11 protein-coding genes and 3 pseudogenes are annotated in these 14,095 nt (G+C 57.1%); 9 read left to right on the plus strand and 5 right to left on the minus strand.

Annotation, left to right across the window (positions count from 1 at the left end):
- Positions 1 to 103 precede the first annotated feature (103 nt).
- Both ACEWPM_RS16895 and ACEWPM_RS16900 read right to left on the minus strand, forming a co-directional pair.
- A complete protein-coding gene (locus ACEWPM_RS16895; protein ID WP_393963994.1) occupies positions 104 to 1,126 on the minus strand; it encodes a PAS domain S-box protein in 1,023 nt (340 codons plus the stop codon).
- Positions 1,107 to 1,436 carry a hypothetical protein gene (locus ACEWPM_RS16900; protein ID WP_393963993.1) on the minus strand — a complete coding sequence of 110 codons (330 nt, stop codon included), beginning with the start codon at positions 1,434 to 1,436 and terminating at the stop codon, positions 1,107 to 1,109. Before ACEWPM_RS16900 ends, ACEWPM_RS16895 begins: the two co-directional genes overlap by 20 nt.
- A gap of 312 nt (positions 1,437 to 1,748) precedes the next feature.
- On the opposite strand from ACEWPM_RS16900, the gene ACEWPM_RS16905 reads away from it, so the two are divergent.
- The 3 genes from ACEWPM_RS16905 to ACEWPM_RS16915 all read left to right on the plus strand — a co-directional run bounded on the left by ACEWPM_RS16905 (position 1,749) and on the right by ACEWPM_RS16915 (position 3,354).
- Positions 1,749 to 2,447: an outer membrane beta-barrel protein gene (locus tag ACEWPM_RS16905; protein ID WP_393963992.1), complete on the plus strand. Its 699-nt coding sequence runs from the start codon at positions 1,749 to 1,751 to the stop codon at positions 2,445 to 2,447.
- Between the two features lie 338 nt (positions 2,448 to 2,785).
- Positions 2,786 to 3,079: a formate/nitrite transporter family protein gene (locus tag ACEWPM_RS16910; protein WP_420768038.1), complete on the plus strand. Its 294-nt coding sequence runs from the start codon at positions 2,786 to 2,788 to the stop codon at positions 3,077 to 3,079.
- Positions 2,989 to 3,354 (plus strand): formate/nitrite transporter family protein, encoded by a 366-nt coding sequence (locus ACEWPM_RS16915; RefSeq protein ID WP_393963990.1) that lies wholly within the window; start codon positions 2,989 to 2,991, stop codon positions 3,352 to 3,354. The genes ACEWPM_RS16910 and ACEWPM_RS16915 overlap by 91 nt, the downstream gene beginning before the upstream one ends.
- A 153-nt stretch (positions 3,355 to 3,507) precedes the next feature.
- Here the strand turns inward: ACEWPM_RS16915 and ACEWPM_RS16920 are convergent.
- A pseudogene (locus ACEWPM_RS16920) lies at positions 3,508 to 4,234 on the minus strand (tyrosine-type recombinase/integrase).
- Between ACEWPM_RS16920 and ACEWPM_RS16925 the strand changes: the two are divergent.
- The gene (locus tag ACEWPM_RS16925; RefSeq protein ID WP_393963839.1) at positions 4,233 to 4,376 is read left to right on the plus strand and encodes a hypothetical protein; all 144 of its coding nucleotides are present in this window, start codon (positions 4,233 to 4,235) and stop codon (positions 4,374 to 4,376) included. The pseudogene ACEWPM_RS16920 and the gene ACEWPM_RS16925 overlap by 2 nt on opposite strands.
- A 107-nt stretch (positions 4,377 to 4,483) precedes the next feature.
- On the opposite strand, the gene ACEWPM_RS16930 is transcribed toward ACEWPM_RS16925, so the two are convergent.
- Positions 4,484 to 5,635 (minus strand): magnesium transporter, encoded by a 1,152-nt coding sequence (locus ACEWPM_RS16930; RefSeq protein WP_393963840.1) that lies wholly within the window; start codon positions 5,633 to 5,635, stop codon positions 4,484 to 4,486.
- Positions 5,636 to 5,685: 50 nt separating this feature from the next.
- On the opposite strand from ACEWPM_RS16930, the pseudogene ACEWPM_RS16935 reads away from it, so the two are divergent.
- The 5 genes and pseudogenes from ACEWPM_RS16935 to ACEWPM_RS16955 all read left to right on the plus strand — a co-directional run.
- A pseudogene (locus ACEWPM_RS16935) lies at positions 5,686 to 6,021 on the plus strand (transposase); the annotation flags it as partial.
- A complete protein-coding gene (locus ACEWPM_RS16940) occupies positions 6,005 to 6,715 on the plus strand; it encodes an IS110 family transposase (protein WP_393963866.1) in 711 nt (236 codons plus the stop codon). The pseudogene ACEWPM_RS16935 and the gene ACEWPM_RS16940, both read left to right, overlap by 17 nt.
- 17 nt (positions 6,716 to 6,732) lie before the next feature.
- Positions 6,733 to 6,780: pseudogene (locus tag ACEWPM_RS16945) on the plus strand (hypothetical protein); the annotation flags it as partial.
- 9 nt (positions 6,781 to 6,789) lie between these two features.
- The gene (locus ACEWPM_RS16950) at positions 6,790 to 6,951 is read left to right on the plus strand and encodes a hypothetical protein (RefSeq protein WP_393963870.1); all 162 of its coding nucleotides are present in this window, start codon (positions 6,790 to 6,792) and stop codon (positions 6,949 to 6,951) included.
- Positions 6,952 to 7,147: 196 nt separating this feature from the next.
- Positions 7,148 to 12,292: a RecQ family ATP-dependent DNA helicase gene (locus ACEWPM_RS16955; RefSeq protein WP_393963867.1), complete on the plus strand. Its 5,145-nt coding sequence runs from the start codon at positions 7,148 to 7,150 to the stop codon at positions 12,290 to 12,292.
- Between the two features lie 195 nt (positions 12,293 to 12,487).
- On the opposite strand, the gene ACEWPM_RS16960 is transcribed toward ACEWPM_RS16955, so the two are convergent.
- Positions 12,488 to 13,717 (minus strand): response regulator, encoded by a 1,230-nt coding sequence (locus ACEWPM_RS16960; RefSeq protein ID WP_393963841.1) that lies wholly within the window; start codon positions 13,715 to 13,717, stop codon positions 12,488 to 12,490.
- Positions 13,718 to 14,095 lie beyond the last annotated feature (378 nt).

A 14,095-nucleotide genomic window follows, 5' to 3' on the forward strand; every position in this document is an offset into this window, starting at 1 on the left:
ATCTGACCCCCGCTTCATTTCATTGAGCCGGGACGCGCGTCACCAAGCCTGTCCAGCCTCATAATACTTCGGCGCACTTCCCCAGCGAGGCCAGTTGGGGCTCCTACGCCTGCAAGCCCGTCACGGCTCTCAGGTCGAGGTCCAGCGTCGCTGTCATGCCGTTCGGGCTGAAGTCCCTGGAGAATTTCCCTGCGAGCGACGAGCCAACCGTGTTCTGGCACATGTGCGTCCCGAAACCCACGTGACCGGGTTCGCCAGACGCGGGCTTGGTGGCGCAGTCTTCCGTCCACCGAACAATCAGCCGATCGCCATGCTGCTCCGCCCGGATCGCGACGCCGTCTCCTGCTTCAGAGAGGCCTCCGTATTTGACGGCATTGGTCGCCAGCTCAAAAATGACCAGCGACAGGGGCGTGATGGCGGCCGGGCAGACGTTGAGCTCCGGCACATTCAGTGTCACGGAAGCGCCCCCGCTGAAGGGTTCCAGGATCGAGTTGACGAGTTGGACCAGAGCAGTGCCCTCCGGCCTTGCTCCAGCGGGATCATCAACGGCGCGCGCATGGACCGAGGCCAATGCATGGAGGCGTTGGCGCGTTACTGTGACAAGCTCCTGGACGCTGTCCGCCTGCCGCGCGGCGATGGACAGAAGCCCGCCGGCCACCGCGAAGGAATTTCCGACCCGATGGCGCATCTCGGAAAGAAGGAGCTGCTGCCTTTCTGCGGCTTGGCGTTGCAGGGTAATATCCCTTGCGATCTTCGACGCGCCGATGATTTTGTCGTTGGCATTGCGCACCGGGGAAACGGTGAGCGAGATCGGCACGAGCCTTCCGTCCTTGCGCTTCCGGACCGTCTCCAGGTTCGAGATCCGCTCACCCCGACGCAGCCGAGCGATGAAACCGGCTTCTTCGTCCATGCGGTCATCAGGGAAGATCAACGTAATCGACCGACCGATAGCCTCCTCGGCGGTGTATCCGAAAAGCCGTTCCGCGCCCGGGTTCCAACTCCGGATGATGCTGTCGAGCCCCTTCGTGATGATCGCATCATCCGACCCCTCGACGATCGCGGCGAGGTGCTGTTGAAGGCTTTCTGGAGCGTCGAGTTCTGAAGATTCACTCTGTGTCATGATCATCACAGCATATCCAATCCGCAATGATTAAGGCAATTCCCTTTGATTGGCGCAAGCCACAAGCCACAAGCGACGACGCAAGAAAGCGCGGAACTGAGCGTGCCGATGAGGTCATGCGAATGTCGACCTCGATCTCGATGCCATAAGCCGTGGCCATCCCGGCGCAGAGTTCGCGCATCCGCGCCTCGGCTATGTCGATCACGTCTTGGTGGAAATAGCGGATCGTGCCCGCGATGGTGACATCGTCTGGGACCACATTATAAACCGAGCCCGCGTTGAATTTGGTGACCGAGAGCACGATCGGCTTGGTCAACGGGGTGTTGCGGCTGACGACCGATTATAACTGCTGCACCAAGGCGGTGCCGATCACGATGGGGTCGCGCGACTGGTGCGGCATGGCTAAACACGATCCTGACCACGACCATGCTAGCCCACTGGGGGTACCTGCAGTTCATCAACGGTCAATTTCGGGGCCTCAGATTTTAGTGCAAAAGGACGTCAAATCTAAGAGAATTTGTGAAATATGGCTATTTTAATCTGATCCCCCTCCAAACGGACGGGGCGGGACAGAGTTTTAGTTTGTAACGCCTACAAATACCCACAAGAAACAAAATGAGTAGGAACAATGATGTCTATCAAAAGTGCAAGCGCCATAATAGGCACCTTGGCTTCTGTAAGCGCAAGCGCCGCTTTGGCGGGTAATATAGAGCCAGCCCCGACGCCCACGCCGGTCATTGCTTCGGCGTTGGTCGATTGGTCGGGTCCGTTCGTCGGAGCGCAATTTGGCGGCGGCTTTGGCAACACTGATTTCAAATTCCTTAACAACTCTAATACAGCCGACCATAGCATAGACGGGACCTTTGGAGGTATTTATGGCGGCTACGATTTCCAGTCCGGTGCGAACGTCTTTGGTTTCGATCTGTCATACAATTTCTCGGATATCACCGGATCGACAGAATGTCCGAACCCAGCATTTACTTGCTCATCCAAATTGGAAGACTTCGGGTCGGTGCGGGGCCGCTATGGCCGCACGCTCAACGACTTTTTGGTATACGGGGCCGCCGGTTACGCGTTCGGAAATGCCAAAGCTGACGCGAGAAATGCTGGCGGACCGGTTTTTCGGGACAACAGCGCAGGGGTTGATGGCTGGACAGTCGCTGCGGGTGTTCAGAAAATGCTGCAGTCAGGCTGGGCGCTGCGTGGTGAAGTTGCGTATTATAACCTCTCAGCCGGTTCCGGCTCTATCATCTCTGACGTTCCCGCTCCGGTCGACCTTGGCATGGATATGACAACAGTTTCAATTGGGATTGAAAAGCGCTGGTGAGCGATGCGGTAGGTTGCGCGGCGGATCGGTTCAGTATTCTGGGTCGATCCGAAGCGCTTAATACGAGACTTGTCCGATGAAGCGCTTCTTTTCTCGGTGCCGGTCTTTCACGGAACGCAAATGCCGCCTGTGACAATAGGTTTTTTTTCTTGACGTTTTCAGCGGAGTTTTTGCGTAAGCCAATCTTTTGCAGCACAATCCGGTACACACGCTGGACAGCCGGATTGAGCGCGTGTCACGTTAGGCACTGATATACAAGGCGATTGCCGGGGTCCGATCCAGTCGGGTTTAACCCCTTCGGCCCTACATTTGGACCCGTGCGGCTGCTTGGTGGCGTCGTGTTATCACTGGGCCTAAGTCTGGTTATCGTTGGCGGAGCGGAATTATTTACCGGAAATGCGCTGATGGTGACGGCGGCTGTTGAGAGGAAAATCTCCATGCGCCAGCTGCTGCGAAGTTGGGCCGTGGTCTATGCCGGAAACTTTGTGGGCGCATTTGGGCTTCTATTGCTTTCGGCTCCACCGGCCTTCTGGATGGCCCAATGGGCGTCGTCGCAGCAAAAATCCCTCTCGCGAAGGCGTCTTTGCTGCCGTTTGAGGCCTTTATGCGCGGCGCTTTGTGTAATGCGTTAGTGTGTCTTGCGATTTGGCTATCTTTTGCTGCGCGCACGGTAACCGGCAAGATTTTGGCAATCCTCTGGCCAATCAGTGCCTTCGTATTGCTGGGCCTTGAACACTCTATTGCAAATATGTATTTCTTTCCTCAGGAATGGTTGGCCGCATCCAAAGTGTCGGTGATAGATGCATTGGGTAACATGATGTGGGTCACCTTAGGGAATATTGTAGGGGGCGCGGGCGGCGTCGCGCTGGCATATCACTTTGCTTACCTCGGCAGATGCAGTCGCTGACAGAACGACATCTGCTTCTTTTCGGCAGGGCGGCTATCGATGCCCAAATGCTGCGCCTTCGATCAACGTCTGCTCTGGGAAGGCTGCACTGCTCTGCAGAAGACAGCGATGAGTGGCTGTAATGGGCCGGCCCCTACCGTCCGGCCTTGCTGCTCAGAGCTCCACCACTTCCGGGATGGCGAGCGCATCTTCGAGCTCAACGCAGAGGTAGCGCGCCGTGCTATCCATCTTCGTGTGGCCGAGCAGTAGCTGCACCGCACGGAGGTTGCCAGCTTTGCGATATATCTGCGCCACCTTGGTCCGCCGCATGGAGTGGGTGCCATAGGCGCTCGGCTCGAGACCGATTGAAGTCACCCAGTCCCGCAGGAGGCGAGCGTATTGCCTTGTCGAAATATGCTGATATTCGTGAAAGCGCCCCGGCCAGAGATGCTCCGACCCGACCATCAGCGGAGCCTCGAGCCAAGTCGCGATGGCTTTTCACTCACGTCCCCTCAGTGATCTCGAAGCTGATCGGCGTCCGGGTTTTGCCCTGGACGATCTCCCTCAGTCCCTGCATCTGCACGCCCCCATTCCTCTGTTTGGGGCATCAGGCCAGCATCCCGCGGTGTCGCCAATTTCCGGATATAAAAGGTCCGGAAATTGGCGACACCGCTCACGTTTCGGGGAATTTTCAAACGGCGCTTTTGGGGAGATTACGTCCGGCGGTTACATCGATGGCGAGATTGAAAAGCGCCAGCTCGCGAGTCCGCTGTGCGATCTCGAGGCGGACCCGGATCGCCCATACATGCTTCGGTTCGAGCGGACGCTTCTGGCCGACGATGCGGCCCTTGTGCCAAGCGGGACGGCAGGCGCGGATGGCTGGCAGGTTTGTAGTCGGCATGGTGGTTCCTCCAATCCACCACGCCTGCCTCGTCTTCGGCACCATGCCGACGGCCGAGCATAGCAAATCCACTACGCTGCGGAACGATCACGGCGTGCCGGGCCTGCCGCACCGCCGCATGACCGCTTCGAACCCAAAATGACCGATGCGGCAAATCGCGCCAATGACTGCAAAGACGACAGCTCCAAGCTCAAACTTGCCACATTATATAGTAGTTAGAGCCGACTCGCGCTTGCCATCCCATCGAACTCAAAGGACCAGAGCGGTCACCAGTACGAAGTACAGGGCTAGGCTGGCGGCATCCTGTATGATGGTACAGATTGGTCCTGAGCCAAGCGCGGGATCAAACCCCAGCCGCATGAAGGCCCATGGAAGAGAGAAGCCCGTGAGGGCAGAAACCGCACCGCCACCCAGAACAGATAGCCCGACAGCAATCGCCAGAGGCAGTTGGCCGAAGAACGCCAGAACCGCCGCCGCTGCCAAAAGACCCAAAACGGCTCCGATACCGAGGCCGATGACCAGTTCATCTAGCAAGAGCGGACCAATGGCAATTTTTTGCATAGAAAGGCTGCGGACCGAAACCGACACGGCCTGAGTGCCGATTGCGCCCGCAATGTAGACCAGCGCGGGGACAAAGAACGCAGCCGCGACGTTTTGCGAAAGCGTATGCTCAAATCCGATCATAACCAGAGTGATAAGCGACGAGGCAAAGAGGCCAAAGATCAGCCAAGGCATCCGGCGCGCAAACCGATTCATGATCGAGGCGTCGAGCGCCGCCTCTGCGCCGTATTCATGGATGGTAATGCCTGCGAGGCGCTGCAGGTCCTCCATGTGTTCTTCGCGCAGGATACGAAAGAGCGCCTCGGGCGGGACAGCGCCGATCAGTTGGCCGAGATCGTCGACTACGGGAACCGCAATCATGTTGAGCTGTATCGCGAGTTGAGCGATGTCTTCCTGATCGTCGCCGGGACGCACGGCCTCGTGCCGCTCCTCCATGATGTCGCCAATCCGCTTGGCCCCGTCTTCAAACAGGTTGTTGATCCGAACAATGCCCATCAGTTTGTCCGCGCTATCTGTGACAAATACCGTATCAGCGCAATCGTAGAGATGCCCCCGAAGGGCCTCGATCACCCGATCCACGGGCGTGTCGAATTTTGCGCGAGGAATGTTGGTCACCATGTGAGCCGCGGCGGCTTCGCGACGGTAGGCGGCGTGTATTTCGACAGAAGCTGTCATTTGGGTTCCCTTGTTTGCTTGGCCAAAACCACCAGCCAACCATCGCTGAGAACGACACTGAGGGAAACCGTCAATGCCTCCGCTCCCGAGCAGCGAATGGCGGCAAGTCCACGAGCGGTCGTTCAAACAATGCGCAGCGATCGACGGCTTAGACTCAGGATGCATTGATTTCTCAAGCGCTGCATGATTCAGGGCTCTGAAAACGGAGCGGTGACATGAGCGATCTTTTCTGGCTGACGGACGCGCAGATGGCGCGTCTGAAACCCTACTTTCCGAAGTCGCACGGTAAGCCTAGGGTCGACGACAAGCGGGTTTTGAGCGGGATTATCTTCATCAACCGCAACGGGTTAAGGTGGCGGGATGCCCCTGCCGCCTATGGTCCGCACAAGACACTCTACAGCCGTTGGAAGCGTTGGAGCGAGAAAGGGATCTTCGCGCGGATCATGGCGGGGTTGGCTGCGGAACACGGTGAGAAGACGACCGTGATGATCGACGCGACATATCTGAAGGCACATCGAACGGCGACCAGCATAACTGCTAAAAAAAGGGGCGCGGTCGCCGAACAAGGTTGAAGGTCACGAGCAAGTCGCTCAACTCGCTCTTGAACTAGACGCACTAGTTTGCTTCGAGGCCACTGGCGGGCGGGAATGGCGGTTGTGGTCCACCCTCGATATTGCCGGGATCGCGACCCGGCAGTTGCCACCCGCCCAGATCAAAGCATTCGCTGCGAGCCGGGGCACGCGGGCCAAGACGGATCAGATCGACGCGGAGCTCATCGCGCGGTTCATGATGTTTCGACCGGATGCGGGACGCGTCTTGCCACATGAAAAGCTGCGATTTCTCAGGGCCTTGACGTCAAAGCGTGGGCAGCTGGTCGAGACACGCAAACGGCTTCTGGCGCAGACTAAGGCGCATGGGAAGCTGGGATCGGCAGATATGTTTGATGCCATGGACGCTGAGTTGAAAGACCTTCTGGATCGCCAGGTTGCAGAGTTGGAGGTGCAGATTGAGCAGGCCATGGCCTCTGATGATGAACTGGCTACGACTGCCGGAATCCTGCGTTCCGTTCCCGGAATCGGCCCCGTCGCCAGCCATCACAACCCAATCTTGAAGATTTCTGCTGACCGTCTTCGCGCCGCCGGAAAACCACATAAGGTTGTCATCACAGCAGTTGCTCGAAAGCTCGTCACAATCGCGAACGCGCTTTGCAAATCTCGTCTGAAATGGACCAATCAGGCCGCCTGAGAAATACAGTTGCTAAGATGCCTATCCGCCCCGTCGAACACAACAACAGCGATTCCGTGAGAAACGGGCTGGCGATGTCAGGTACATTGCATTGGATGTTCGATCGTGGGCTGATCTCGGTCGCCGATGACGGCGAGACAATCCTCGTGTCGCGCAACAAAGTGCCCGGTGACGTCGTCGACCGGCTTTTGCGTCCGGATGGAAAATTCTGGATGCCCGAAGACGAGAGAAACTGACCGCACCCGGCAAATCTGGCATGGCATCGAGAGAACATCTTTGGTCAAATGGTTACTGAAGATCTCACTCCTTGGGAATAAACCTGCCAGTATGAAAAACATAATTTCCCGAGGCATATCGAAAGCCCTTGCCCGCGGTCGACCACAGCAGCCTGAAAAATCAAAGGCTGCTCCGCCGACCAATAAAGGTATTCAAATGCCGCGGGACCAATCCGAAATCTTGTCGCGCTGTCTGTCGATTGATTTAGAGGTCGATCCCAAAGAAGCCCGGATATTCGCCTTCGCCGCCGTGCCGGAAGGTGAAGGAAAGGGGATCGTTCATCGGAAAGGTGATCCGAGGGTTGCGCTTGAAAAGCTCGACCTGTTCTGCGCTGGGTTCGCGCATGTCATCGGGCACAATGTCATGCGCCACGACTTACCGCATCTCATGGCGGTGTCGCCGCGCTTCGCAAAGCTCGCGGACGGACCAATCGACACGCTGTGGCTCAACCCTTTGGCTTTTCCGCGCAATCCTTATCACCGTCTGGTCAAACACTATCATGATGGGCGGCTTCAAAGTGGTCACGTCAACGATCCCGAGTTTGACGCGCGTCTTGTATTCGAGGTCCTTCGCAACCAGATCGACGCCCTTTCATCGCTGAACACGTCGTCGCCAGAGATGATGCTGGCCTATCACTGGCTATGTTGCCGAGGGCCAGGGAGCGACGGGTTCGATCGGTTGTTCAGCGATCTGCGTGGAGCGTCCATCCCGACCGAAGCCGAAGCGCACGGGGCTCTTCGGGCGCTGCTAAAAGAGGCAGCCTGCGGCGCCCAGGTGGAGGCCGTGCTCGAGCGACTCTCGGACACTGGGCTGGGCTGGCCGATGGCATATGCTCTTGCCTGGATTTCGGTGGCTGGCGGGGATTCTGTCATGCCACCCTGGGTGCGGGCGCAGTTCCGGGACGCAGCCCGGCTCGTCAAAGACCTGAGGGACACGAATTGTCGTGATCCGCACTGTGGCTATTGCGCAGAGCACAACGATCCCACCCGTGCCCTCGAACGCTGGTTCGGCTTTCCGAGTTTTCGCCCGGAACCGGTCGACGAGGACGGACGTCCGCTTCAGGAAAAGATCGTGGCGACGGCCATGGACGGCGGCAACCTGTTGGGCATTCTGCCGACGGGCACAGGCAAATCCATCTGCTATCAGATCCCCGCGCTGTCTCGGTTCGACAAGACCGGGGCCTTGACCGTCGTCATATCGCCGCTCGTGGCGCTCATGGCAGACCAGGTTCAGGGCTTGGTGCGGGCCGGAATTTCCTTGGCGGTTACGGTTAACGGGCTATTGTCTTTGCCCGAGCGTCAGGATGCGCTCGACAAGGTTCGGCTTGGGGATGCAGCGATCCTGTTGATCTCGCCCGAGCAACTGCGCAGCACAACAGTTCGGTCCGTTCTGGCACAGCGCGAGGTGGGGCTGTGGGTGCTGGACGAGGCGCATTGCGTGTCGAAGTGGGGCCAGGATTTCCGACCCGACTATCGATACGTTTCGCGGTTCATAAAGGAAAGCTCAGACGACGAACCTGCTCCGGTGCTTTGCTTGACGGCAACGGCAAAGCCGGACGTCGTGCAGGACATCCGCAGTCATTTCAAAGAGCGGTTGGGGTCCGAGCTGGCCTTGATCGACGGTGGCGCATCTCGGTCGAACCTGAGCTTCCAGGTGCTGCCAACGCAGCGCGCCACCAAGATGACCGATATCCTCGATACGATCGAGGCCCAGCTTCCGCGCGAGGGCGTGTCGGGGGCGGTCGTCTATTGTGCGACCCGAAACGCTACCGAGCGCGTGGCGGAGTTCTTGAAACAACAGGGCATCGCTGCCGAACGGTATCATGCCGGCCTCAGCGCCGATGACAAACGTGAGATCCAGGAGGATTTCCGTGTCGGCAATCTGCGCGTTATCGCGGCCACCAACGCTTTTGGTATGGGGGTCGACAAGCCGGACATCCGTCTGGTGGTTCACGGGGACGTGCCGGGGTCGCTGGAAAACTACCTGCAGGAGGCAGGGCGCGCCGGACGGGACCGCGCGCCTGCAAATTGCGTCCTTCTCTATAACACCGAAGACGTCGATCGTCAGTTCAGCCTCAGCGCGCGGTCACGGCTTGCGCGGCACGAAATCGGTGCGATCCTCAAAGCGCTTCGGCGCCTTGATGCAAGGACCGGAAAAGGTGGTGAGATCGTTGCTACGCCGGGTGAGATTGTCCACGAGGAGAAAGACCGGGATTTCCAGCGAGACAGCAATACCGACGATACGCGGGTAAAGACGGCCGTCGCCTGGCTGGAAGAGGCGCACCTTCTGAACCGCGAAGAAAACCGGGTGCAGGTGTTTCCCGCCTCGCTCCGGATAAAGAGCATGCAGGAGGTCCGCGAGATCCTTGCCTCCGCCGAGATTACCGAGCGGCGGCGCGAGGATCTGGCCGCCATCGTGCAGCACATCATCAACGCGCCGCAGGAAGAGGGCATCACCACGGACGAGCTTTGCGGGGTCAGTGGCCTGACGGTGTCGGGCGTGCGCAAGGCCTTGGCGGATCTCGAGGCCCTGGGGATAGCAAAGGATGATACAAACATCACAATCTTCGTGCATGTGCGTATCAAGAATGCCTCGCCGAAACGGTTCGAGGCGGCATCCTGCTTGGAAGCCGACCTGATCGCGATCATGAGAGAGCAAGCGCCAGACGCGGAGATCGGCGAGGCTTGGCCGTGTCATCTGGCCTCGGTGGCGCAGGCCCTGCGAGAGCAGGGACACGCCTCCGTGCGGCCCGATATTGTCGAGGGTTTGCTCCGCGGGATTTCGCAGGATGGCCGCGACATGGATGGCGGCAAAGGCAATATCGGCCTGCGCAAGGCCTCCAAAGGCAGTCTCATGGTGCGACTGCAAAGATCATGGGCGGTAATCGAACAGACCGCTCAGCTGCGCCGGCAGGCGGCGGAACGTTTGGTGTCATACTTGATCGACGAGGTTCAGGCAGGCCTCCAAGGGAAGGATATTCCTGTCGAGACCACGCTTGGCGACCTTCTTGCAGCGATCAACAGCGATGCGCTCTTGCGCGCGTCAGTGAATGACCCGTCGAAACTCATGGACCGCGCGCTTCTGTGGCTGCACGAACAGCAGGTGGTGACTCTGGGCAAGGGATTGTCCGTATTCCGCTCGGCCATGACACTGTACATCAATCCGAAAGGCGGCGGCTTTACCACCCAGCATTTCGCGCCGCTCGAAGACCACTACAGCGAACAGACTGTCCAGACTCACGTGATGGCGGCCTATGCGACCAAAGGCATCGACGATATCGATCAGGCGCAGCGGCTCGCGCATGACTATTTCGCGATGGAGCAGTCCGACTTCATGAAAGCTTGGATGCCGGGGAGAATTTCGGAGTTCAGACGGCAGGCAACGCCCCAGTCCTATGCTGAGATTGTCGACAATCTGGGGAATACGACACAAGAGCAGATCGTGCGTGACGACCGTGAACAGACCAATGTGCTTGTGCTCGCGGGGCCCGGATCGGGCAAGACACGCGTGCTGGTCCATCGTGTCGCCTATCTGGTCAGAATCAAGCGCGAAGATCCAAACGGTATTCTGGTGCTCGCCTACAATCGTCACGCGGCCGCCGAGATCCGGGAACGCTTGCGTCGACTGATCGGCGAAGATGCTCGCTTCGTGACGGTCTTGACCATCCATGCCTTGGCCATGCGGTTGGTTGGCGCGAGTTTCGCCGGACACGCAGGTGTCGATGAGCCGGATTTCAAGACACTTCTGACCGATGCGGCACATCTGTTGCGTGGCGACGGGCTGGACAAAGTCGAGGCCGAAGCCTTGCGAGAGACCTTGATCCAAGGGTTCCGCTGGATTCTCGTGGACGAATATCAGGACGTGGGGCCCGAGGAATACGCCTTGATCGCTGCGGTGGCCGGTCGCAGCATCGACGATCCCGATCAACGGATCAGCCTGTTCGCGGTCGGCGATGACGACCAGAATATCTATGCATTTGCCGGTGCATCGGTGCGCCACATTCGGCAATTCGAACAGGATTATTCAGCCAAGCCGGTCTTTCTGACCGACAATTACCGCTCGTCCAAGAACATCATCAACGCAGCGAACGCCGTGATCGAAGGATCTCGGGAACGTATGAAGACAGAGCATGGGATTACCGTCGACCAATCGCGGCAAAAGGACCCGGCCGGGGGTATCATGGAAAGCCTCGACCCGGTTGCACAGGGGCGGGTCCAAATCCTTGGCTGCCCGGCTGGAAATGACGCACAGGCCCTTGCGGCGGTGGGCGAGATGATCCGCCTGTCAAAATTGATCTCAGAGTGGAGCTGGAAGGGGGCAGCAATCGTTTCTCGTGACTGGCGTAAGCTTTTGGCGGTTCGCGACTTTGCCGAGGCGCATGGAATTCCCGTCGAAATGGCGAACGAGAACCTGCCAAGTGTGTGGCGCACCCGTGAGATGCAGGCGTTTATCGGTGGCCTGCGCGAGAGGGACGGAACCATGGTCGGCTTGGACGACCTGACCGCAACCCTGAACACGATACCCGCAAGCCGTTGGACCGACCGGATCGGCGAGGGACTTGGCCAGCTTGCGCGCGAAGTTGACGGGAAAGCGCTCCCGAACCCTGACGTGATCGAATGGTTTGCTGAATGGTCGAAGGATTCATGGGGCGAGCAGCGCGGCCTCAAATTGTTGACGGCGCACCGAGCCAAAGGCCTCGAATTCGACGATGTCGTGATCATGGATGGCGGTTGGGAACGGCCCTCGCGAAACGAAGATCAGGACGCGCCGAGGCGATTGTTCTATGTTGCCATGACACGTGCGCGGCGCAATTTGGTCGTCATGAGCAACGACAATCACGAATATCTTCCCACCGCGTCGACTTCCGTGGTCACGCGGCACGTGGTGCCCGACCTCGCGACAGTCCCCGGCCCGCGCCGGTTCTTTCAATCGCCCGAAATGAAGATGGTCGACCTGTCTTTCGCAGGACGCCAAGGTGATCGGCACGTTGTTCATAACGCGATCGCCGAAGCACAGGTCGGCGCGCCAGTCAGGCTCTCCAGTGTCGGGGATCGCTGGCAGATCGAAGATGTTCAAGGGCGGCCCCTCGGGCGGATGTCAAAAGCATTCGCGCCACCGATCGGCACGAAATTCGTCACCGGCGAGATCGCGGCCATCATACATTGGCGCAAAGAGGATGCCGATGAGCGTTTTCATCATCTGCTGAAACGCGCGAATTGGGAGGTCGTTGTGCCTGAACTGGTCTTCGAAGAGATCAAGGGGGCTGAAAGGGATTTCAGAAAAAATCAGAACGGCAAGTAGGTTGGTTAAGCGGTCGTTCGCCGCACTTGCAATATAGGACGGCTATGGGCGGTTACTTCCCTCGCCTAGATGAACTGTTTGCATGAGATCAGGACCGGCGCTCCATCCCCATGCGACACCGATCTATGAGTTTTGAGAGCAGTTTTTTAAAGGATATCCAGTTTCATACCTACCAAATTGATAGCGCTTCAGGAGCTATTTTTTAACAAGCCTTGGAGCCGCTACTCCATGTTTATCCTCCACCCTCTTTTTTGCCAGGCCAACTGCGTGATCAATAGCTGATCTGGCGCGATTTGCTTTGTTATCTTGAAGTCTTATCGGCCCTCCGACCGATAGGCCTAAAAGTTTGCTACGATCAGAAATACTTCTGTTAAGTGACTTTTCAATATTTTTTTCAATAATAACTGGAGGTAGTAAACTTGAAGAATTTAGAGCAATTAAAAGGGTTCCATCTTCGGTGTAAGCCATAAGAGTTTGATCGACTCCGAGACAATCAGCCGTCGTTAATGCAACACTCTGCAATAGTGGAACGAAGTCCTTGGATAAGGATTGAGTCCGCTTTAACTCGATACAATCTATACTTACTGCAAAAACTTGAATATCGGTTGCTTGCAAACGCGGCAGCTGGGTCAAGTAATTGTAGAACGCTACTTGATCTATGAGGCCCTTAACAGCTTCAAGTCGTTGTACTTCCGACGCTTTCAAGCCCGAGCTGCGTACTCTGCTCAAATCGTGCCCTGGGCCTTCTTCCTCGACACGGCTGGAGGCTCGTTGCAGGTGGCTGCTTTTTTCAATTAGTCGTAAGCGGGTAGATAGTTCACTGATGACGAATGGCTTTGTAGAATAGTCTGTCGCACCGGCTCGGTACGCGTCACTCATTCTTTGTATATCCCTTTTCGCTGTGAGCATAACGACCGGTGTATCGCGATACTGAGGTATTTGACGAACGCGGCTACAAAGTTCAATGCCATCCATGCCCGGCATGTTGACGTCCAGCAGGAGGCAATCGAAAATCATGTTGGGATTGGCCAGCAATCTCAACGCCTCTTCACCTGATGCGGCAGCTGAAACTTTCCGAAAACCGGCTTCCGCAGTGATTTTCGGCACGATCTCAAGGATGAAAGGGTCGTCATCGACCACGAGAATATTGGTCAACTCCCTTATACCTGTATTCTGCTGCTTTGGCAAAGTATCGGTTGTGAGCCAACCTCCCGATCTACTATCATTCATTGCATCAGAGGGAGCCTTTTCGTGACTAGCGACAGCGCTTAACCACATCCGAGCAAGGGCCAGTAGAATTACTGAGGTGGCGCCGACCAAGGCATAAACGGCGAACGCCAGCCACAACGGTGCTCCAACTACAACGGCAGCAATGGATGCGAGCGAACCTACAAAAGCTCCTAGCAGAATATACCCAGCTAACATGTTGTTATTCCCAACGGTTTCCTTAAAAAAGCCAGGAGACGACTGCGACTAGATGGATCATCAATTTCGCGGTGGCTAAGCTTTCGGCAGGAACTTTGTAAGTTCAGACTCCTGTTTGACAGGGCTATATGGAAGAAAAGGCACAATTTTAAGGTGAAATTTTGACAATTATGACAACTTGCGGCACCCGTAACAGAACCGCTGGAGATCAGCTACTTGGCGGCGGTGCCCTACATTTGCTTTTCAAGTCAAATCCTCATGGATCTGCTTAAAAAGCGCGGAAACAATATCAATTATGGGCCGTAAGATACTCGTGGCGTCGGTTCGATCCAAGGTTTGCTGCGGAGAGCACAAACCGCTGAATTTTCGGAATTAAAT

Source organism: Roseovarius maritimus, from assembly GCF_043355895.2.
Lineage (GTDB): Bacteria > Pseudomonadota > Alphaproteobacteria > Rhodobacterales > Rhodobacteraceae > Roseovarius > Roseovarius maritimus.